20 protein-coding genes are annotated in these 21,254 nt (G+C 67.6%); 9 read left to right on the top strand and 11 right to left on the bottom strand.

The features are described 5' to 3' along the window. Window positions 1-19 precede the first annotated feature (19 nt). Both G5C50_RS28825 and G5C50_RS28820 read left to right on the top strand, forming a co-directional pair. Window positions 20-901, top strand: coding sequence for a metallophosphoesterase family protein (locus G5C50_RS28825; protein WP_206107901.1), 882 nt, complete (start codon window positions 20-22; stop codon window positions 899-901). Window positions 902-980: 79 nt separating this feature from the next. After that, a complete protein-coding gene (locus tag G5C50_RS28820) occupies window positions 981-2,978 on the top strand; it encodes a redoxin domain-containing protein (RefSeq protein WP_165074688.1) in 1,998 nt (665 codons plus the stop codon). 154 nt (window positions 2,979-3,132) lie between these two features. On the opposite strand, the gene G5C50_RS28815 is transcribed toward G5C50_RS28820, so the two are convergent. The 7 genes from G5C50_RS28815 to G5C50_RS28785 all read right to left on the bottom strand — a co-directional run bounded on the left by G5C50_RS28815 (window position 3,133) and on the right by G5C50_RS28785 (window position 10,384). Beyond that, window positions 3,133-3,651 (bottom strand): hypothetical protein, encoded by a 519-nt coding sequence (locus G5C50_RS28815; protein WP_165074686.1) that lies wholly within the window; start codon window positions 3,649-3,651, stop codon window positions 3,133-3,135. A gap of 94 nt (window positions 3,652-3,745) precedes the next feature. Continuing rightward, a complete protein-coding gene (locus tag G5C50_RS28810; protein ID WP_165074684.1) occupies window positions 3,746-5,290 on the bottom strand; it encodes an ABC transporter permease in 1,545 nt (514 codons plus the stop codon). 25 nt (window positions 5,291-5,315) lie between these two features. Next, window positions 5,316-6,026, bottom strand: a complete 711-nt coding sequence (locus tag G5C50_RS28805) for an ABC transporter ATP-binding protein (RefSeq protein ID WP_165074683.1) — start codon at window positions 6,024-6,026, stop codon at window positions 5,316-5,318. A 99-nt stretch (window positions 6,027-6,125) separates the two neighbouring features. Further along, entirely contained in the window at window positions 6,126-7,172 is a 1,047-nt protein-coding gene (locus G5C50_RS28800; protein ID WP_165074681.1) for a putative GNAT family N-acetyltransferase, read from the bottom strand. A 6-nt stretch (window positions 7,173-7,178) separates the two neighbouring features. Next, window positions 7,179-7,985 carry a hypothetical protein gene (locus G5C50_RS28795; protein ID WP_165074679.1) on the bottom strand — a complete coding sequence of 269 codons (807 nt, stop codon included), beginning with the start codon at window positions 7,983-7,985 and terminating at the stop codon, window positions 7,179-7,181. Between the two features lie 55 nt (window positions 7,986-8,040). Continuing rightward, window positions 8,041-8,856, bottom strand: a complete 816-nt coding sequence (locus G5C50_RS28790) for a hypothetical protein (protein WP_165074677.1) — start codon at window positions 8,854-8,856, stop codon at window positions 8,041-8,043. A 385-nt stretch (window positions 8,857-9,241) separates the two neighbouring features. Next, window positions 9,242-10,384 (bottom strand): glycoside hydrolase 5 family protein, encoded by a 1,143-nt coding sequence (locus G5C50_RS28785; RefSeq protein WP_165074675.1) that lies wholly within the window; start codon window positions 10,382-10,384, stop codon window positions 9,242-9,244. A gap of 669 nt (window positions 10,385-11,053) precedes the next feature. Between G5C50_RS28785 and G5C50_RS28780 the strand changes: the two genes are divergently transcribed. The 4 genes from G5C50_RS28780 to G5C50_RS28765 all read left to right on the top strand — a co-directional run bounded on the left by G5C50_RS28780 (window position 11,054) and on the right by G5C50_RS28765 (window position 15,185). Next, window positions 11,054-11,884 (top strand): hypothetical protein, encoded by an 831-nt coding sequence (locus G5C50_RS28780; RefSeq protein ID WP_165074673.1) that lies wholly within the window; start codon window positions 11,054-11,056, stop codon window positions 11,882-11,884. Between the two features lie 86 nt (window positions 11,885-11,970). Next, window positions 11,971-13,095 carry a hypothetical protein gene (locus G5C50_RS28775; protein WP_206107900.1) on the top strand — a complete coding sequence of 375 codons (1,125 nt, stop codon included), beginning with the start codon at window positions 11,971-11,973 and terminating at the stop codon, window positions 13,093-13,095. Window positions 13,096-13,178: 83 nt separating this feature from the next. Further along, a complete protein-coding gene (locus G5C50_RS28770; protein ID WP_165074669.1) occupies window positions 13,179-14,282 on the top strand; it encodes a hypothetical protein in 1,104 nt (367 codons plus the stop codon). 165 nt (window positions 14,283-14,447) lie between these two features. After that, on the top strand, window positions 14,448-15,185 hold the full coding sequence (locus G5C50_RS28765) for a hypothetical protein (protein WP_165074667.1): 738 nt from the start codon (window positions 14,448-14,450) through the stop codon (window positions 15,183-15,185). Between the two features lie 19 nt (window positions 15,186-15,204). Here the strand turns inward: G5C50_RS28765 and G5C50_RS28760 are convergent, their stop codons facing one another. The 3 genes from G5C50_RS28760 to G5C50_RS28750 all read right to left on the bottom strand — a co-directional run bounded on the left by G5C50_RS28760 (window position 15,205) and on the right by G5C50_RS28750 (window position 17,690). Beyond that, on the bottom strand, window positions 15,205-15,726 hold the full coding sequence (locus tag G5C50_RS28760) for a hypothetical protein (protein ID WP_165074665.1): 522 nt from the start codon (window positions 15,724-15,726) through the stop codon (window positions 15,205-15,207). Further along, window positions 15,723-16,295 (bottom strand): hypothetical protein, encoded by a 573-nt coding sequence (locus G5C50_RS28755; RefSeq protein ID WP_165074663.1) that lies wholly within the window; start codon window positions 16,293-16,295, stop codon window positions 15,723-15,725. The genes G5C50_RS28760 and G5C50_RS28755 overlap by 4 nt, the downstream gene beginning before the upstream one ends. Window positions 16,296-16,370: 75 nt before the next feature. Then, window positions 16,371-17,690, bottom strand: coding sequence for an ATP-dependent 6-phosphofructokinase (locus tag G5C50_RS28750; protein ID WP_165074661.1), 1,320 nt, complete (start codon window positions 17,688-17,690; stop codon window positions 16,371-16,373). Between the two features lie 440 nt (window positions 17,691-18,130). Between G5C50_RS28750 and G5C50_RS28745 the strand changes: the two genes are divergently transcribed. From G5C50_RS28745 to G5C50_RS28735, 3 genes are all read left to right on the top strand, one after another. Continuing rightward, window positions 18,131-18,337 (top strand): hypothetical protein, encoded by a 207-nt coding sequence (locus G5C50_RS28745; RefSeq protein ID WP_165074659.1) that lies wholly within the window; start codon window positions 18,131-18,133, stop codon window positions 18,335-18,337. Between the two features lie 22 nt (window positions 18,338-18,359). Further along, a complete protein-coding gene (locus tag G5C50_RS28740; protein WP_165074657.1) occupies window positions 18,360-18,944 on the top strand; it encodes a TMEM175 family protein in 585 nt (194 codons plus the stop codon). 81 nt (window positions 18,945-19,025) lie between these two features. Continuing rightward, window positions 19,026-20,144 carry a Kelch repeat-containing protein gene (locus tag G5C50_RS28735; protein ID WP_165074655.1) on the top strand — a complete coding sequence of 373 codons (1,119 nt, stop codon included), beginning with the start codon at window positions 19,026-19,028 and terminating at the stop codon, window positions 20,142-20,144. A 10-nt stretch (window positions 20,145-20,154) separates the two neighbouring features. Here G5C50_RS28735 and G5C50_RS28730 read toward each other — a convergent pair whose 3' ends face one another. Further along, complete coding sequence (locus G5C50_RS28730; protein WP_165074653.1) at window positions 20,155-21,024, bottom strand: oxidoreductase; 870 nt, start codon at window positions 21,022-21,024, stop codon at window positions 20,155-20,157. Window positions 21,025-21,254 lie beyond the last annotated feature (230 nt).

Here is a 21,254-nt window from a genome sequence, read left to right as displayed (position 1 = left end):
CCCCCGGGAGAGTCCTGTCATGCGGCGCGATGAAGGCGGTTGGACGATGGGTCGGCGGGCGTTCCTGGCCGACGGCGCCTTGCTGCTCGCGGCGACGTCGGTCGTGGGAGGAGCCGTCGTGGAGGGCGAGGGCCTGCTGATCGGCCTGGCGACGGACCTGCACCATGCGGACAAGGCGCCGGCCGGGACGCGGTATTATCGCGAGACGCGGGGGAAGCTCGCGGAGGCGGTCGCGAAGTTCAAGGAGTTGCGGCCGGCGTTCGTCGTGGAGCTGGGCGACCTGATCGACGCCGCCGATTCGGTCGACGTCGAGAAGCGCTGGCTGAGCGAGATCGACGCCGAGTTCTCGACGGCTTCGGCGGATCGGCATTACGTGCTGGGGAATCATTGCGTCGACACGCTGACGAAGGAGGAGTTTCTCGGCGGCGTCGGTCGCGAGCGGTCATACTACTCCTTCGACCGAGGGGGAGTCCACTTTGTGGTCCTCGACGCCTGTTTCCGGAGCGACGGCAAGCCCTACGGCCGCAAGAACTCCGAATGGACCGACGCCAACATCCCGGCCGAGGAACTGGAATGGCTGGAGGGCGACCTGAAGGCTGCCGCCGGCAAGGTCGTCGTCTTCGCCCACCAGCGGCTCGACGGGACCGGCTCGCACTTCGTCAAGAACGCGGCCCGAGTGCGGCAGGCGCTGGAGGGTTCGGGGAAGGTGCTCGCCGTCTTCCAGGGCCACAGCCACCAGAACGACCACCGCGAGATCAACGGCGTCCACTACGCGACCCTCGCCGCGATGATCGAGGGCTCCGGCCCCGAGAACAGCGGCTACTCGACGGCCTCCATCCGGCCGGACGGCTCGATCGTGGTGACCGGATTCCGCCGCCAGCAGAACTACCGCTGGTCATGAGCCGTGGCGGATCTCGGACATCTGTGGTATTGTCGATGCGGGGTTCGGGGATCGGCCTGGGTATGACGAGGGCCTGGCGATGATCGCTGCCGGTTTGATCGGGGTCGTGTTGGCGGGCCTGGCGGCGTCGGGCGAGACGACGGCCGACTTCCGTCTCCAGGATTATCGCGGGGCCTGGCACACGCTGGACGAGGCCCGCGATCGGAAGGTCGTCGTCGTGGCCTTCCTGGGGGTCGAGTGCCCGCTGGCCGACACCTACGCGCCGATCCTGGCCGAGGCCGCCCGCGACTTCGAGAAGCGGGGCGTCGGTTTCTTCGGCGTCGACGCCAACCAGCAGGACGGGCCGGTCGCGATCGGCCGGTTCGCGGAGAAGCACAAGCTGCCGTTCCCCGTCCTGAAGGACGTCGGCAATGAGCTGGCCGATCGCCTGGGGGCCGAGCGCACGCCCGAGGTCTTCGTCCTGAACGAGTCGCGGGCCGTCGTCTACCGGGGGCGGATCGACGATCAGTACGCCATCGGCGTGCATCGGCCCACGCCCACCCGTCGCGACCTCGTCGACGCCGTCGAGGCGGCCCTCGCCGGGCGGCCGGTCGCCACGCCCAGGACGGACGTGGTCGGCTGCCTGATCGGGCGGGTGTCGAAGCCGTCGGCGGGCGCGACCGTGACCTATGCGAAGCAGGTCTCGCGGATCCTCCAGTCGCGGTGCGTCTCCTGCCACCGGCCGGGGGAGATCGGCCCGTTCTCGCTGACCGAGTACCGCCAGGCGGCCGGTTGGTCGAGCATGATCGCCGAGGTGGTCGACGAGGGACGGATGCCCCCCTGGCACGCCTCGCCGGAGCACGGCAAGTTCGCCAACGACGCCCGGCTGACGGCCGAGGAGAAGCAGGCCATCCGCGACTGGGTCGCCGCCGGCTCGCCCGAGGGGGATCCGGCCGACCTTCCTCCGCCCGCGACGTTCGTCGAGGGCTGGCGGATCCCCAAGCCCGACCTCGTGCTCGAGATGCCTCGCGAGGTCGAGATCCCGGCCGAGGGCTCAATGCCCTACGAACTCGTCGAGATCGACCCCAAGCTGAGCCATGACGTCTGGGTCCGCGCCTCGCAGGTGCGCCCGCGGAATACGTCGGTCGTCCACCACGTCGTCGCCTACGTGATGCCGCCGGGCGTGTCGAAGATCGACGAGGAGGGGGGCGACTTCCTGGCCGCCTACGCACCGGGCATGCCCCCCCGGATCCTGGCCGACGGCATGGCCAAGCGCATCCCGGCCGGGTCGAGGATCATGCTCCAGCTCCACTACACCACCCGGGGGACGAAGCAGGTCGACCGCAGCGGCATCGGCCTGGTCTTCGCCGACCCGACGACGGTTCGCAAGGAGCTGATGTCGGGCATGGCGCTCGACTTCCGGTTCCAGATCCCGCCCGGCACGCGCGACTACGTTTCGCGGGGAGAGTTCCGGTTTTCGCAGCCCTCGATGCTCATCTCGCTCATGCCCCACATGCACCTGCGGGGCAAGTCGATGCGGTTCGTCGTCGACTATCCTGACGGTCGTCGCGAGACCGTGCTGGACGTCCCCCGCTATGAGTTCGACTGGCAGAACCTCTACGTCCTCGCCGAGCCCAAGCCGATGCCCGAGGGGACCATCCTCCGCACCGAGGCCCACTTCGACAACTCCGACGAGAACCCCAACAACCCCGACCCGAAACGCGCCGTGACCTTCGGCGAACAGACGTGGGACGAGATGCACATCGGCTATCTCAACTTCGTCCTCGCCGACCAGGATCTGACGCTCGGCGCGCCGGTCTCGAAGAAGCTGGAAAACGGCCGGTACGAGGTGACGTTCCGACACCATCCCGAGGGCCCGGCGAAGTCAGTCGCCCTCGTCGGCACGTTCACCGACTGGAAGAACCGGCCCCTCGCCATGACCGGCCCCGACGCCCAGGGGAACTACTCCACCACGATCCCCCTCGAAGCCGGATCGCACGAGTACAAATTCCTCATCGACGGCCAGACCTTCCGCCACGACCCGGGGAACCCCAATTCGGCCGGCTTCTTCCACAACAGCCTGATCCGTCTGCCGTGAGAAGGAACCCTTCCGGGCTATTCGCTCTCCGTCGAGTCCTCGACTCGGGTGCCATGGCCACGCTCGCGTGGCCATGAACCGGCGTTGGGCAGGTGCACGACTGTCGTCGATCAGCCAGGAGCCGACGTGGCCGCTTCGGTGGCACCCATCATTTCTATCCCTTGAACCAGAAGACGAGACGACTCCGTCCCCCTTGCTGGTTATCCAATGCGCCCATCGCGGCGATGACCGCTGAGAGTTTGAGATGATCGGCATCGTGCAGAAGCCGATAGCGACGCTGAACTTCTTGAAGCTCGGCAACGTTCAACCACGAGATCGAGTGCCAGTCAGGATTCGTGACCGCAGTCTCACCGACAGAAAGCGAAGACCCTTCCTGAACCCACTGCTCGGCCTCTTCGCGGCTGCAGTAGCCATCGACCTCCAGGGCGGCCAATTCGTCGTCGATCTTGTAGGACGAGTGCAACAAGAACGCGGTTGAGACGTCCTCGGGCAGCCCTTTGGGCTCACAGACTGGCACGACGCCATCTCTGCCGCGGACCCCGGCCAGGAGAGCAAAGAGGTCATAGTCGCGGCCCAGGTTGATCTCCCAGGCGAAGGGAGTGTAATCCCACAGCGAGTCGTCCGAGGAGGGCCGGGAAGCGTACTCGATGCAGCAATGGATATCGCAACCCACGTTTACACTTCCAAGGATGGTCCGGAGGTAGGTTGGTCGTCGACGGTAATTCTGTCAGAGAATCGAGTGTTCGATCTTGTCGGGCCGGACCCTCTCAATCATGCCTCAGCGCCGTAACCGGGTCGACCTTCGCCGCGCGTCTTGAAGGATACAGCGCCGCGGCGATGGTCACGCCGACGGTGAAGAGGAGGACGGTCCAGGCGAGCCAGTTGGGGAAGGCGAAGATCGAGCCCGAGAGGTCCATGTTCATGTCGCGGTGGACCATCGAGCGGACCCAGGCGTCGCCCGGGTAGGAGATCGACCAGGCCAGCAGCAGACCGAGCGTCCCGCCGACCAGGCCGATCAGGGCGCCTTCGATGACGAAGAGGGATTGGAGCTGCCAGTTCGTCGCGCCGACGGCCTTCATGATGCCGATCTCGCGACGGCGCTCCAACACGCTCATCAGCATCGTGTTGGCGATCCCCAGCGAGGCGACGAGCAGGGCCACCGCGGCCACGCAGGTCATCCCGCCGAAGACGAGCAGGTAGGTCAGCCGCTGGCGCTCGATGAAGTCGTGGGCCGAGCGGCCGTTCAGGCCGAGGGCCGCGACCTGGCCTTCGACCTCCTTGACGTTCTTCATGTCGTCGACGAACAGTACGACCCGCGGGAGACCGTCCTCGTGATACGCGGGGGAGCGGAAGGCGAAGTCGACCGCCGTCCGCCGGGGGAGGACCAGGTCCGTGTCGGCGGGGAACTGGCTCCAGGCCTCCTTCTTCTCCTCGTCGGTCATCTCGCGGAAGATCCCGACGACCTGGAAGTCCTCGACGACGACGTCCGAATCGGCCTTCGCCGGCTCACTCTGGATCGCCGCCTTCAGGGTGGTGCGCTCCGCATCGGTCAGGCTGAACTTGTCGAGCGCCCCCGGGAGCTGCCAGGCGAGTTGGCGGAGCGCTAGCTGCTCGTCCCGACCGCCTCCGGACCGCGACCGATCGGCGAGCGAGACGTTGAAGGTCGGCCCGGCCTCCTGGCTGCGGATCTCGAGCCGCAACGGCCTGCCGACGACCTGCTCCAGATCCGCGTCGTCGACCAGGCCGATCCGATGCGCGAACATCTCGGAGAGCAGGACCGACCGCTCGTCTTCCGATCGGAAAGCCCGGCCGGCAACGATCCGCTTGGGGAACTCGGGATCCTCGCCGGCGCCGGACGAGACGCCCGCCTCCTCGGGCCGGTTGCCCAGCGTCGCGACGACCCGGCCGCCGACGATCGGGACCATCTGGCGGACGTGGGGGAGCCGCGAAAGCTCCGCCAGCCGCTCCTGGGTCAGCTTGACCTGCTCCTGGTCGGAACCGCCCTGGCGGGCCCTCTCGGTCAAGACCTTGTGGATGCGATCGCGGCGACCCTGGGACATCCGCCCGGCGACCTTCACCTCCTCCGGCTTCTTGGTTTTGGCCGGCCGCCACCCCGAAGAGACCGTCACCTTGCGCGCGACGTCCCCCTTGCCGGCCTCGCGCTCGATGGTCCGCTGCACCCCTTCATCGATCGACAGGCTGGCGGCGAGCACGAACGCGCCGAAGACGACGCCCAGGGTCGTCAGGGACGTCCGCAGCTTGTGCTGGCCCAGCGAGACGAGGGGAAACCGCAGCAGGTCGATCCAGCGCACGAGGCGATCCTCCATCAACTCCCGATCAAGCTTCCCCCGCCGCGAGCCGGCCGTCGGACAGTCGGACGATCCGGTCGGTGCAGGTCGCGGCCAACTCCTCGTCATGGGTGACCAGCACGAGGGTGGCGTCGTGTTCGCGGACGTGATCGATGATCAGGGCCATGACCTGCCGCGCCGTCTGGCTGTCCAGGTTGCCCGTCGGCTCGTCGGCCAGGACGATCCGGGGCCGGTTCACCAGCGCCCGCGCGACGGCGACCCGCTGGCTCTCGCCGCCGCTCATCTGGCTCGGCCGATGCGTCAGCCGCCCCCCGAGCCCGACGGCCTCCAGCGCCCCGCGCGCGGCGGACCGCCGGTCGCGGGGCGATCGGCCGGCGAAGACCATCGGCAGCTCGACGTTCTCCACGGCCGACCGCGAGGCGATCAGGTTGAACGACTGAAAGATGATGCCGACCGTCGTCGACCGGAACCGGGCCATCTCACGCCCGGAGAGCCCGTGGAGGTCATGGCCTCCGACGCTCAACTCGCCCGAACTGGGCCGGTCCAGGCCCCCCAGCAGGTTCAGCAAGGTCGACTTCCCCGACCCCGACTTCCCCAGCAAGGCCACCCGCTCGCCGCGCGCGACCTCCAGCGAGACCCCCCGCAGCGCCTCGACCTGCGCCGCCTTCGTCCCGTAAACCTTGCGGACCTCGACCGCGCGGATGGCCGGCCCGTCGGTCCCGTCGCGATCCGATCCCATCACCGTCTCGCTCCTCTTCGTCGGACACTCGTCGTCGGGTGGACATCGTACCAGATTGCTACAGCTTTGCCAGCCTGCGAGGGTTGTGGAGAAATTCAGTTATGTGAACGCATAATCCGCTTCGATCGGCGTTACATAAAAGGGATGTTCGCGGGGGATGAGCCTGTCGCGGTCGCGGAGCTGGAACTCCAACGGGTGGCGCTGGACGTAGCCGGCGCGGCGGAGGGCTTCGATCGTCCAGGGGGGCGAGGCGAACGCCTGGGCGACGTGGGCGCCGAGGCGGGCCAGCTCGCGCGAGAGGAGGAGCAGGGAGGCGTGCCAGAGGTCGGGGGAGGCGTCGTCCAGCAGGAGGTCGACGATCCGCCCAAGGGTGACCCGGCCGCCTTCGCGGGGGATCGCGGCGAGGATCGCAAAGCCCCGGGGGCGGCGGTCCTCGTCGCGAATGAGATATCCCATCGGTCGGAGGCGCGGGTATCGCAGCAGGTAGTTCAGCCGCTCCGGCCTGCGGACGGCGATCAGGGCCGACTGCGAGCCGCCCCGGACGATCTCGGCGACTTCGGGACCGAAGGATGAGACTGGCTCCAGCATCAGGTCGAGGTTCGTGGAGCGGACGGGGTTGATCAACCTTCGGGCGAGGTCGCGGGCCGTCCGCGCCACGCCTCGGGGCGAGGAGCCGCCGGCGCGGAGCCAGCGGAGCGGGTGGAGGATCCGATCGAAGACGAAGATCGGGGGCATCGGCTCGTAGCCGCCCCGTTTGATGACCGCGCGGCCGGCGTCGCTTCCCCCCAGGCCGAACTGAACGGGCGCCGTCTCGTGCGCCCGCCGCATCAGGCTGGCGCCGACCGACCGATGACCCGCCGATCCCAGCCAGTCGATCATGTGCAGCGTAGGGACGGCCCGGCTCATCCCCGGTCCGACGAACGCCGAGGGGACGTAGCCGACGTGACCGACGATCGCCCCGGCGTCGACGGCCACGTGGCTCCGCGGCGCAGGCTCGGAGGCGTCCCCCTGCGATTCCAGATACTTCCAGCGCAGGACGTCGACCGAGGCGAACTCGGCGTCCGGCGGCGTGTGGAAGCCGGCCGTGAGGAAGCCCGAGAGCGCGGGGAGGTCGGCGTCGGCGAGCGGGCGGATTTCAACGCTCATGACGGCTCATTCGGGACGGGGGAGTCGGGGCAGGGGGCTCTTCGACTTGATGAGTTCCTGAACGGGCCCCTTCTCGTCCTTCAGGACCGCGGTCCACTGGGGGTCGCTGGGCGCGGCTTTCACGACGCCCATCTTGGCGAGGACGACGTCGCCCATCGGCGTCTCCATGCGATAGACGACCATCGCCGCGTCCTTGCCGTCCATCACGTGCCCCAGCGGTTCGAACCTCGTCGCGGCGACGTCCGGCAGCTTGGAGTCATCGGCGAGGCGCGCCTTGAGGACGGCCATCTCGCCGGCGACGTCGTCCAGCAGCATCTTCCAGTCGTCTCCGCTCTTGCGGACGCCGGTCGTCGTGAGGCGTTCGATCGCCGTGTCGCCAATCTGCATCTTCGTTCGGTAGACGACGTACGCCTTGTCCTTGCCGGCTGGTAGGGTGCCGATGACCTCGACCCGCATGCCCGCGAGAACCTGCCTGGCTTCGGGGTCTGACGTCACCTTGGAGATCATCGCGGTGAACATCGCCGCCGCGTCGAGCTTCTTCAGCTCGTCGGCGTTCTTCACGCCATGAAATACGGCCAGGACCTCTTCCGCCTGCCCGTTCTCGACGGCCAGGTTCACAACGTCGAGCACGCTGGCGCGAAACTCCTTCAAGTCGTCCGGATGCACGGCCTGCACGAACTCGGACGTGCGGCCGTGATTCATGGCGTCGAGGGCCTTCTCGATCGCCTCTCGGGGCGATCCGTCGGCGGCGGCGGCGAGGTGCATCTGCGGCGTCGCCAGCGAGACGGTCAGGAGGATTATGATTCGCTTCATCGTCCGAGACTCCGCTAGAACCTGGTCGTGGTGGGACGGTCGCGCTCAGAGCGGCCTATCGGGCGTCCGACGCCTGAGGGAGTGGGACCTTCCGCTTGAGAAGCTCCAGCGTGGCGGCCTTCTCGTCCTTCAGGACGTTGGCCCACTCGGGATCGTCGGGGGTGGATCTCAGGACGTTGATCCGCGTGAGGGAGGTCTCGCCCACCGGGGTCTCCATGCGGTAGACGACCATCGCCGCGTCCTTGCCGTCCATGACGTGGCCCAGCGGCTCAAACTTCGTCGCGGCGAAGTTGGGCGGCTTGGGGACCTCGGCGACGCTCTGCTTCATCAGGGCCAGTTCCCCGGTGAACTCGTCGGGCATTGACATCTTCCAGTCTTCCCCGCTCTTGCGGGCGGCGACGACGCTGAAGCGCTGGATCATCACGTCGCCGATCGTCGTCTTCGATCGGCAGACGACGTACGCCCTGTCCTGTCCGTCCAGGACGCTGCCGACGGCCTCAACCTTCGTGGATTCCCACGACATCTTGACGCGAGGCGAGGACGTCAGGTTGGCGAACCTCGCCGTCAGCATCGCCGCCGCGTCGAGTTTCTTCAGCTCCTCCGCGTTGGCAACCCCCTGGAACGCCTCCGTCAGGATCTCCGGGTGCCCCTTCTTGGCGACGAGGTCCAGGAGTTCCAGGATGGATGAGCGAAACTCCTTCAGCGCGTCGGGGTGCAACGCCTGGATGAACTCCGGGATCCGATTGTGGTACAGGGCGTCGAACGCCTTCTCCACCACCGCCTCCGGCGAACCCGCCGCCGGCGCGGCCGACGCCCGGAGCAGGGGGGCTGCCGCCAGGAGGACCGAGAGGAGGATCAAGATGCGTCTCATCGGTCGGGGCTCCGGGTGGGTGGGAGAGGACGGTCGCGCAGCGGCGGGTGAGAGTCGTGGGATATCAGAGAACGTGTCAGATTAAATCCGGGACCGTAACGGCCTTCCCCCCTTGAGGGGAAGGTGCCCCGAAGGGGCGGATGAGGGGTGGAGATCCAGAAGCCTTCGAGCCTGGCGACTTGCTTCAACCCGCCGCCGGTCGTCCCCCTCATCTAACCGCTTCGCGGTCTGTCTTCCCCCTCCAGGGGGGAAGATGTTCTTGCCCCCATTGCCAAGCCTGCAAGTCCGACGACCCTCACCCGGCCCTTCGGGCCACCCTCTCCCGGCGGGAGAGGGGACGAAGGGTCGGCCGAGGGGCTTTCGAGTGCCGGTTCGATCGATGCGTTTACTTCTTCCCCCCCGTGACCGACTTGATGTAGTCCACCTCGGCCTGAACGTAGGGCTTGCCGTCGCGGCGGAGGATGTCGTGGAACCAGACGGGGGGCTCGCCGGGGTAGGGCTTCTGCCAGGAGTCCCAGGGGAAGATGGTCTGGCTCTTGCCGTCGATGAAGCCCCAGTTGTAAGCGCCGACGCCTTCCTTCTTGAGGTAGCCGAGGATCGGGTCGAACCGGCTGCCGTTGGGGCGGGCCATGTACTCAGTGCAGAGGACGGGGCGGTCGTACTTCTTCAGGGCGTCGACGTCGTGCTTCATCTTGTCGGGCGGGTTGTAGTTGTGGAAGCTGATCACGTCCGACTGCTCAAGCTGGAACTTGTTGATGGGGGTGATCTTCGCCGGGTCGGTGTAGTTGTTCCGCCAGACGCCCATGGTCAGGGGCTGGCTGGGGTTGAGCGGGCGGATCCAGGAGATCTCCTTCTTGAGCAATTCCCAGGAGCGCTCGGTCTTGTCCTTCAGCTCGGTGGCGCCGTAGCTGTTGGTGTTGGGGTTGTCCAGCTCGTTGAAGAGGTCCCAGACGTGGACGCGGCGGTCGTCCTTGAACCGGGAGACGACGCCGACGACGTACGGCTTCAGCTCGTCGTGCCGCGAGGGATCGCCCAGGATCGCGCGGCCGGGGCTCTGGACCCACCCGGAGTTGTGCAGGCCGGGCTTGGGGTCGCGCTGCTTGCCGAGCTTGGGGTCGGTGTCCCAGACGCCGTCGAAGAGGACGAGCATCACGCCGATCCCGTGGCGGTCGGCGACCTCCAGGAACTGGTCGATCCGCTTGAGGAAACCTTCGGGGTCCTGCTTGTAGGGGAGGTCGTGCAGGAAGACCCGCATGGAGTTGAACCCCAGGTCGTGGGCCCATCCCAGCTCGCGGTCGATGGTGGGCAGGTCGAAGGTCTCGGGCTGCCACATCTCAAGTTGATTGATGGCTGTGCTGGTGCAGTAATTGCAGCCGGCGAGCCAGGGGTGGGCCTCGCCCCAGGCCTTGGCCCGGGCGACCGGCCAGGGGCCCTCTTCGGCCAGGGTGGAGGTGGCGCCCGCTGCGCAGGCGAGGGCGAGTGCGGCGGTCGCGACGATTGCCGGGAACATCGGGCGGGCGCGTCTCATGGCGATGTCTTCATCCGTTCGGTTCGTGAGGAGAGGGTTGCACAGGTCTTGGCCAGGGCGCAGTTTACGCTCGCGAGCGACCCGGGATCAACCGCCCCGCGCGGCGGCGGCGGGCGCTTGGCGGCCGATTCCCGACGATTCCGCGACGAGCATTTGCGTTCCGCATCGGGGGTGGCATAATACAGCCGATCGCGAAGGCTGGCCGGCCGGGAAGCACCCGCCGAACGCTCAGAAGCTCGACACCCCAGAACCCGCCCCGCCCTCGCGATCCCAACTCGAAACACTCCCCGGGCGGGCGAGGCGTCAAGGAACCAGTACGTCTCGCCCGCCTTTTTGATTGCGCCCTCGCGGCGGCTTCCTTCGGGTTCGTTCGTCACGTCGCCGCCTCCCGTTTTCTCGCATTTTCCCTGGATTTCAGGCTGCAAAGCCCCGCCGACGCAATCGGGTTCGTTCGACCGTTTCGTCCATCCGTCAGGCCACCTCTCCCTTCCGACGGGCCTCGGTCGTTCGACGACCCCTCTTATTGAGATACCTTAAGACTGATTCGTCGTTCTGGTCGCGCCGGCGAAAAGTTTGAATGCTAGCGCCAACGTCCTCTGGCGGTTGATCGTGGGTCGGCGTTAAAATCAAACAAAGTGAAACAATCGCGTTGGTTGTGAAGTTCTCTTCATGGACCGCGACCCGCTCGGGGCGATGGCGATGAGCGACTCGCGACGACGAGGACTGAGGCGGATCTCCTACCTCGCGGCATCGGCGATGGCGGCGGTGCTCGCGCGGGTGGTGCGTCGACGAAGCGGACGCAGACAGGCTGGCCGACTCATGTGGACGGTCGAGGCGGGGGGCGGCTCGGGAGTTGGCGCGCGGCGGTGGAGACCGTCGTCGGGTCGTCGGGGGATCATGGGGTCGTCCCTTCTGGCGCCCTTGCTGCTGGCGATGATCTGCGGGGTGGCCGCGTTTCCGGGCCGGGCGGTCGTGGTCGACGGCCTCATCCTGGTCGTGGTCATCGCGACGGCCGCGGTGTGGTACCTCCGCGACGCCGGGCTCGCCGGGGCGGCCGTCGTGTTCGCCGCCCTCACCTGGTGCGTCGACCCCAACATGCCGGAGCCGATCGCCGCTCCCCTGCGATGGGCGGGGGCGCCGATCTCGGTCATGTGGGCGAAGGCGACGACGGCGGAGGTCCCGAGCGATTCGGCCGCGGCCTGGGCTCGTCGCAACAATCGCCCCTCGAACTCTCTGATCAGGTTCAACGCCCAGAGCCTCATGGAGTCGCTCGACCTCGAATGGCGGCGGCGGGGGGCCCTGAGTCGGGACGAGGCGCAGGAGCAGCTCTACCGATTCCTGATCCTGAACTCCCTGGCGTTCGGGGCCCTGGCGACGGTGGCGGTCCTTCATCGGAAGCATCGCGTCACGAGTGAACAGATGGCGTGGGTCGCCGCCCGGCAGCGCGAACTCGCTCGCCTCGGGCGGCTGCGCATCGGACCTGGGCCTCGGTCCTGCTGAAGTTGGATGTTGGAGCACGGCTCGTCGTCGAGCGTGGCGTGTGATCGGAGCGGCGGGATGGGCGAATCTCAACGACGAGGATCATGGTGGATTTCCTGCCTGGCCGCGCCGGCGCTGGCGGGGATGGTCGCGCTGGTGCTGATGCAGTTGAGCGGGACTTCTGGCCCGACCACCTCTGCCTGACGGCCCTGTTCGGCGCGGCGGCGGCGTGGTATCTGCGAGACCCTCGGCTGATCGCCGGCGCGGCGGCGATCGCGCTCGCGACGTGCTTTCTCGACCTGGGTCCGCCGGTTGGGCCGGATCCGCTGGCCGCCATGGTGGAGCCCCCCGCCGCCCCTTCGGAGTTGACGATCCGTAGGTCGGCGGGGCAGGAGGCGTGGGCCAGGTGGCGCGCCGACCAGCAACTCGACGCCCAGCGCCGGCTTGTGGTTTTCGTCGGTCTGAACGCGCTGGGGTTCGTGGGTCTGCTGGCGGTCGCCTGGCGGATGCGGCGTCGAGCCCTGCGTGAGGCGGTCGATCGATCGTCGCTGCGACGGGGCGTTGAACCGCTGCCGGTCCTGGCGATCGAGGAAGGCGTCAATGGAGAGTTCGGCGCGAGCAGCCGCAGGCGCTCGAGGGAACGTCGGGGGCTGATGGGCTCGTACATCCTGGCCTTGCCGCTCATGGCGATGATCTTCGGCGTGGTCGCGTTCCCGCTCCGTTCGTTCGAGGTCGACGGCATCATCCTGGTCGTGGTGATCGCCGCGGCGGCGGTGTGGTATCTCCGCGAGCCCAGACTGGCCGGGGCGGCGATCGCCTACGCCGCCTGCACGTGGTGCGTCGACCCCGACATGCCGCTTCCGATCGCGGCCCCCCTGCGATGGATGGGCGCGCCTTCGTCCCTCCTGATGGCCAAGGCTGTCGCGTCGGCGACCTCGAATCCGTCGGCGATGTACATCGCCGTCTGGAACGGAGTGACGTACGATTGGGAGCCGCATACTCACGAGGGGTACTTCTCCTTCGTCGACGCTGAGTGGAAGCGGCGGGCGAGCCTCAGCCGGGACGATGCTCAGGAGCAGCTCTACCGCTTCCTGATCCTGAACGCCCTGGGCTTCGGAGCCCTGGCGGCGACGGCCGCCGTCCTCCGGAAACGCCGCGCCGCGAGCGAGGCGAAGGAGGCTCGCGCGGCCGCTCGCCGCGCGCCGCCGCGGCTGAGTCGTTCGGGCGTTTGATCGGGACGCGATCGCATGACGTCGGCTGATGGTTGATGGACCGGCCGGGGGATGGGATGAGCGAGTCGCGACGAAGATTGAGGATGGTTTCCTGGGTCGCGGCACCGATGCTGGCGCTGGTGGTCGTGCTGGTGCTGATGCAGTCGGAGCGCGACTTCTGGCCGGATCACCTGTTCCTGATGATGGTGATCGGGGCGGCGGCCGTTTGGTATTTGCGCGACGCTCGGCTGGCGGTTGGGGCGGCGGCCATCGCTCTGGCGACATGCTGGCTCGACCTGGGGCCGCCCGTCGGACCGAACCCGCTGCGGAGCATGGTCGCCGCGCCGGAGCCGCCCGAGGGCGCGACCCTCGGAGAACAGCAGATTAGAAAGTGGGTCAAGTTCCGCCGGGAGCAGCAGGCCGACGCCCAGCGCCGGCTCTACACCTATGTCGTCCTGAACGCCGGGGCGTTCCTCGGACTGCTGGCCCTCGCGGAGTGGAAGCGGCGTCGCGAGCATGAGGAGCCCGACCGATCGAGAAGCGGCCGGGCCGGGGCGCCGCTCGTCCTGGCGCTGGAGGAGCGCGGTCACGCTGGGTTCGGCGTCCCGAGGAGGAAGCGACGGTCGCCGGAAGGCCGGGGGCTCATGGGGTCTTACGTCCTGGCCCTGCCGCTGATGGCGATGCTCTGCGGCGTGTACGCGTTTCCGTTCCGTTCGTTCGAGGTCGACGGCATCATCCTGGTCGTGGTCATCGGCGCGGCGGCGGTGTGGTATCTCCGCGAGCCCAGGCTGGCGGCTTCGGCGATCGCCTTCGCCGTCTTCACCTGGGCCCTGGACCCCAGCCTGCCGGATTCGCTCGTCGGGCCGCTCCAGTATGTGGGCGTCCCCAAATGGATTTCGCAGGCGACTCCTCCCGCGAATGCGAATCGGCCTCCGCCGTCGTTGCCGGGATCAGGAACCAGGTCGTCGAGTTCGATGACGTTTCCGCTTCTGGAAGCCCTGGATTTCAAGTGGCAGCAGCGCCGGCTGATGACCAACAAAGAGGCTCAGGATCAGCTCGACCGTTTCCTGGTCCTGAACGGCGTGTGGTTCACTCTGCTGGCGAGCGTCTCGGCGACTCGTCGGCTCAGTCGCTCCCTCGAAGAAGAGCGGGAGGCCCGAGACGCCGCCCGTCGCGAGAAGGCCCGCCTGGCGCGCTCGCGAATCTGAGGCGGCGGGCCCGCCGCCCTTCCGCGCGACGGATAGCGTTCACGGTCCTGCTCGTGGGCGCCCGGGCGTTGCGAGGACGACGGAAGGCCTTGCACGAACCTGTTCCCTCGGGTTGAATCTCGCCTTGCGGCGGTTTGGACCCGGAGGCCGGCGGGAGGATGCGCCATGCGGAAGGGAGTTCGGCTCGCGATCGGTGCGACGCTGGCGGTCCTGGGGACGACGGTCGGCCGGGCAGACGAACCGGCGCCCGACTCCTGGCCGGTACCCTGGACCTCAACGGGCATCGGCTTTCAGACGTCGACCAACGGATGGCGGAGGATCGCGATTCCCCCGTTACCCGGCACGACCGAAGCCCGCTACAGCTACGAGATGGGGTCCCCCGACTGGAAGCGCCAGAAGGAGGAGCGAGACCGCGAGCGGCTCCGGCGCGCGGCGGAACTCGAACAATGGCGGAAGAAAAAGACGGCGCATTTCGGCATCCCCCGGGATCTCATGCCGATCCCCGAGGATCCGACCCCGCCGCCCTACAAGGGTACGCGCATCTGGCTGGATCCGAAGGCGGACGACGCGACCCTGGAGGTTGTGGCGGCCTTCGCCATGGCGATGCGCGACAGCGATCCCCAGCCGGCCTCGCGGGCGCTGCACTTCGCCTGGCTCCCGTACTTCGGCTGGACGTTCCCGGTCGGTTGGTGGGGCGTCGTCCAGAAGATCGAGGAAGTCCCCGGCGGCCGATTGATCACCGTCCGGTTCTCGCCGTACCTGTGTTCCTACTCCCTTCGCCATTCTTTCGTGAACGACTACGTCGACGAGACCTACTCCTTCGGAGCCGGCGGCCTGGAGTTGATCTCCACCGACGCCGAGACCGCCAGGCCCAGCTTGCGGGTTTTCCCCGTCGCTTTCTGAGACCGACCGGGACGAGCCGTCAGCCGAAGATGACTCCGTAGAGGATCAACAGGACGACGTCCAGCATCCAGATCCCGCCGACCAGCAGGCCCGCGAGTTCCATCGGCGCGCGGCGTCTTCGCCGAGGGGCCAGGAGCAGGGCGACCCACACGCCGATCACGGCGCCGGGGACCCTGGTCCCTAGTTGATCCCCCAGGTTGATGAAATCGCGATTGGCTCGGAAAGCCGGCGGGAACGTCAGGATGTAAGAGGCGATGACGACCGCCGCCGTGAACGCCGCCGTGGCGACGGTGATCGCGCCGGCGGACCAGGGGCGGCGTCGCGATCGGGGGTCGGCGGCGACCAGGCCCGCCGCGCCGAGCGTGGCTGCCACGCCGGCCCAGGGCAGGGCGTTCCTCACACGGCTGTATCGATGCTCCCACGCCGATGAAGGCCTCGATGGGAGGAGTTCGAATTCGGCGTCGGCCCGTCGCATGAGCACGCTCCCAAGCGCGACGGCCGCCAGGATGATCGCGGCCCGAAGGACCGTCCGGCCGATCAATGGAGGAATCCTCGTCGTTGCAGCTCGAGCATCGCCTGGATCCCATAGGACAGGACGAGCAGGCCGATCCAGTAGAAGCCCAGGGCGCGGCCGGTCCGATCGATCCACGACGGCTCGGGCCGCCAGCGACGGGCGAGGAGCAGGGCGATCCACGCGCCGAGGACCGCCGTGCCGGTCCACTCGGTGACGCAATACCAGACCTGATCGAAAAACCCGGGACGTTGAAACCCCGGCCGATGGCGGATGCCGGCGTACCAGGCCAGGCCTGGGAGCAGCGACGCCATCACGGCCACGCAGGCGACGAATCCCGGCTGAAAGCTCAGGCGGAGCCGGGACGGCCGCGGCCGTCGCAGTCGGATCGCGATCATCGCCGCCATCCCCGGGACCGCGGCGCACGTGCCGACCTGTTGCACCCAGCCCACGTATTGCCAGATCGCGGCGAATCCCGACGGCGGAGGCTCCTTGAGGCTCGGCGCGATCGATCGGCCGAGGAGCGCGGCGACAGCGCCGGCGACCACCAGGATCATCGCGTCGGCGATCGAGAAGCGGCGGTAGGGATTCGGCCGCATGGCGGGGCCTCGCCGAGAATCGACAATCGTCAGAGAGGCGATTCTAAGGCGGGCCGGGGCCAGGGGCAAGCATGCTCACCCGAAGGTCTGCGGCTGGCCGGTGGATTCCAGGACGGACATCCAGAGGTCGCCGTTGGGGTCGACGGTGTGTCGGTCGCGGACGGCCAGGGGGATGGGGAGCAGGACGAACCGGCCGTGCCATCGGCTGACGACGACCTCGGTGTAGCCGGCCATCGCGGCGTGGACGGCGTTGTGGGCCAGTCGCAGGCAGTACACGGCGTCGAACGGGTTGGCCTTCACGCTTCGGACGAGGTAGCTGGGATCGAAGTACTTGAGGTTCAGCTCCATGTTGTCGGCGGCGAACGATTCCGTGATCTGGTTCCGGATGAACACGCCGACGTCCCCCAGCTTGGCGTTGCCGGAGGCGTCCGAGCCCGAGTGGCCCCCCATCAACTCCTGGGCTGCGCCCTCGGCGACGACCACCACCGCGTGGCCGCAGTCGCGGACGCGGGCCTTCACCGAGGCCAGGAAGCCGTCGGGGCCGTCGAGCTTGAACGGGACCTCGGGGATCAGCACGAAGTTGGCGTCGTTGTGGGCGAGCGACGCATAGCAGGCGATGAAGCCCGAGTGCCTCCCCATCACCTTCACCAGCCCGATCCCGTTGGGCGACGCCTTGGCCTCCGCGTGGGCGGTGCGGATCACGTCGGCGGCCACCGAGAAGGCGGTCTGGAAGCCGAACGACTGGTCGATGAACATGATGTCGTTGTCGATCGTTTTGGGGACGCCCACCACGGCGATCTTCGACCCCCGCTCCTCGACCTCCCGGCTGATCGCCTGGGCGCCCCGGAGCGTGCCGTCGCCGCCGATGACGAAGAGCAGGTTGATCCCCATCCGCTCCAGGCAGTCGACGATCTCCACCGGGTCTTGCTGGCCCCGCGAGGTCCCCAGGATCGTCCCCCCCAGCTCGTTGATCCGGCTGACCGACTGCGGCGTCATTTCCAGCACGGGGCGCTTATATTTGGGGATGAATCCCTGATAGCCGTTGCAGAACCCGTGGATCCGCCGCACCCCGTAGGCGAAGTGCAGCTCCATCACCAGCGCCCGGATGACGTCGTTGAACCCCGGGCAGAGGCCGCCGCAGGTGACGATGCCGGCCCGGCTCTTGGTTGGGTCGAAGTAGATCTTCCGCCGAGCCCCGGCCGGCACAAAGCCCGGGATCTGGTCGATCGCCCCCCCGCGCGCCTGCAGCGCCGACAGCGTGTCGTCGAACAGCACGCGGTCGGACTCGTCGACGTTGTAATAGCTCCGCTGCCGCTTCTCCAGCATCGGCAAGAGCGGCGAATCCACCCGACACGGCCCGAGCGATTTCACGACCAGATCATCATGGGTGACCATGGATGGGCGTCCTCGACGACGGCGACGATTTCGTTCGGAGAGGCAGGCGGAACGGCTGACCGTCATGCATGCTGGGCTGGCCTCGACGAAGACCGTCTTCCCCCCTGGAGGGGGAAGACAGACCGCGAAGCGGTCAGATGAGGGGGACGACCGCCGCGGGATTGAGAATAACCTGTCGGACCCACGTCCGACGCCGGTCGTCCCCCTCATCCGGCCCTTCGGGCCACCTTCCCCCTCCAGGGGGGAAGGCCGTTATGATCGTCGACCCGAATCCATGACGGTCGGCAAAGGGTCCGCGTCACGCGGGAAGCAACTCCCGCGCCGAGCCGCGCGACTTCGAGATTTCTCGTATTCCCGGCGGCCGGCTGTGCTAGAATGCTGCATTCAAGGGCAGACGCTGGCCGATTCGTGGGCGGTGCATCTCTGGAGGTTCCGATACGATGAGCCCCGTTACGCGGCCTCCTGCCGGGCCGACGGCCCGCAAGCTGGCCGCGGTCATGGCCGTCATCGGTCCCACGCTGGCGGTGCTGGCGGCCGTGAACGATCGCGACCGTCTCCACGGCGTTGGCTTCGTCGGATTCAACCTGCTGCTCGCCTACGTCCTGGCGACGATCGCCCGGACCGGTTACTGGCCGCGCCGAGTGTAAGAGGAAGGATGCGACGGCGAACGTGGGCAAGGGACGGCTGGAAGCCTTCAGCGACGGCGTGATCGCCATCCTGATCACGATCATGGTCTTCGACGTCAAGGCCCCGAAGGGGTCCGACCTGCCCGCGCTCCTGTCGGTGGCGCCGACGCTCTTCACGTACTCGCTGAGCTTCGTCTACCTGGGGATCTACTGGAACAACCACCACCACATGCTCCAGGCGACCGACCGGATCGACGGCCTGGTGCTGTGGGCGAACCTGCATCTGATGTTCTGGCTCTCGCTCTTCCCGTTCGCCACGAGCTGGCTGGCTGCCAGCGAGTTCGCCGCGCTGCCGGCGTCGCTTTACGGCGTGGTCCTGTTCCTCGCCGCGATCGCCTACACCTTGCTCCAGGCCGCCATCATCCGGGCCGAGGGGGAGGGGTCGCGCCTCAAGCGCGCCGTCGGCGAGGATGCGAAGGGGAAGGTTTCGCTCCTCGTCTACGCCGTCGGCGTGGCGATCTCCTTCGTCAACCCGTGGCTCGCCATCGGCTGTTACGCCGCCGTCGCGCTGATCTGGCTGATCCCGGACCGTCGCATCGAGGCCCTCAACGATCGTGTCGAATCCTGAGGCGTCGGCCCGAACCTGGGAGGCTCGCGAGAAGTCTGAGCAAGACGGTCGCCGATTCGCCCGTCGCCGGAGGAAGCCCGCATGGAGATCTCGCTCGACGTCTTCGAGCAGCAGCGCGGCCGACGGTTCGGCGGCGCGAATCCCGAGCGTATGAGGCTCGCGTTCTGGGAGTGGATCATCCGCAACCAGGAGGAGAGCCGCCTGCGGGAATGGTCTGAGAGCGGGGACCTGATCCGGTCTCCCTACCAGGTCCGCCGGCACTTCGGCCAGGAGGGCGACTATTCCAAGGGGCCCATCTGGAACTTCGAGCGGATGGGCGCGAGCCGGACGCCGCATCCCGACGGGCGGATGATCTGCATCGCCGGCGAACACGAGGACGGGTACGACCCCGACTTCTGCATCTATAACGACGTCGTGATCCTCGACCTGGACGGTTCCGTCGAGATCTACGGCTACCCGCGAGACGTCTTTCCGCCCACGGATTTCCATTCCGCCACCCTTCTCGGCGATCGCGTGATCATCATCGGCAGCCTTGGCTATGAGGAGGACCGCCGACCGGGCGCGACGCCGGTGTTCGCCCTCGACCTGCGCGACTACCGGATCGTCGAGCTTCCCTCCCACGGCGAATCGCCGGGCTGGATCCACAGCCATTCGGCGACGCTCGGCCCCGACGGCCGCATCACCATAGCCGACGGCGAATGGCTCCCGCCGCAGGACGACCTGCCGATCCTCTTCAACTTCGACGAGTTCGCCTACGACCCCCTCACGGGGCTCTGGACGCGCCTGACGAATCGAGGGTGGCGGCAGTTCTTGATCCGTGACGCCGGGGGTAAGTCGTTCATGAGGGATTTTGGTCCTCTCGGCTGTTGCTCGAGCGACGAAGAGGAAGCCTGCGAGGAGCCGCCGAAGATTGAGAAGTGGAGCATCTCCATCGATCCCGGATGCATACGTCCTCGGAGTTTCGCCTACGAGGACGTCGAGACGCCGTTCGACGAGGACTGGGATTTCGGCAAATGGAGGCCCAACGAGCGGTTCCTCGTGGACGGCGTTCCGATCGGCGTCGACCTGAGCCATCCGGGAATCAAGCTTGTCGTCGAGGGCGTGATGGACCCGGCGAAGGCGGATCAGATCGCCGAGGAATGCCGTCAGGCCGTCGAGGCGGCGACGGGAAGGCCGTGCCTTCTTCAGGGCGACTCCTGAGCGATCCCGCTCATCCGGTCTTCGCGGCGATGGCGTCAAGTTCCGCGACCGTCTCCTCCGTGAGGCGCAGGCTGGCGGCGGCCAGGTTCTCTCGCAGGTGGCCGAGCGACTTCGTCCCCGGGATGAGCAGGATGTTGGGCGAGCGCTGCAGCAGCCAGGCCAGGGCGACCTGCATCGGCGTCGCTCCCAGCGACGCCGATGCCGAATCGAGGGCCGACGACTGGAGCGGCGTGAAGCCGCCGAGCGGGAAGAAGGGGACGTACGCGATTCCCTTCGCAGCCAGGTCGTCGATGAGCGCGTCGTCGCGGCGGTTGGCGACGTTGTAGAGGTTCTGCACGCAGACGATCTCGGCGATCGACTGGGCTTCCTCAACCTGCCCGGCGGTGACGTTGCTGAGGCCGATGTGTCGGATCAGCCCTTGTCGCTGGAGGTCGGCCAGGACGGTCAGCCGCTCGGCGATCGATTCTCCGTCGTCGCCGACCCGCAGGTTGACGACGTCGAGGGCGTCGAGCCCGAGGTTGCGGAGGTTGTCGTGCACGGCCGACGTCAACTCCTCGGCCGAGTGCGCCGGGTGCCACGACCGATCCGCCGGCCGTCGAAATCCGACCTTCGTGACGATCGTCAGTCGCTCCGGATAGGGATGAAGCGCCCTGCGGATGAGCCGGTTGACGACGTGCGGCCCGTAGAAGTCGCTGGTGTCGATGTGATCGACGCCGCTCGCGACCACCTCGCGCAGCACATCCACCGCCGCGTCCTCATCCTCCGGCGGCCCCCAGACGCCCTTGCCCGCCAACTGCATCGCCCCATAGCCCAGACGCTTCACCGTGGTGGACGAGCCGGGGAACGTGAACGCTCCGGCGAGGTCGTGATTCGGGTTCATGAGATCATCTCCCCGTGAGTCTGCTCGTTCAACCGGAGCGTTTCCGCATCATACAGCGGCTGACTCTGGAAGTGCAGACGCGAGGGCCGTTGACACCTCCCTTCTCCCCTTGTGGGAGAAGGTGCCGCGCAGCGGCGGATGAGGGGTTCACAACCGGAAGCCAATGCCGTTATGACCCCCCTCATCCGGCCCTTCGGGCCAATACTGTTCGGCACGGGAATTGAGCTTCA

Source organism: Paludisphaera rhizosphaerae (assembly GCF_011065895.1).
Taxonomy (GTDB): domain Bacteria; phylum Planctomycetota; class Planctomycetia; order Isosphaerales; family Isosphaeraceae; genus Paludisphaera; species Paludisphaera rhizosphaerae.
This window is presented reverse-complemented; position numbering and strand designations above follow the sequence as displayed.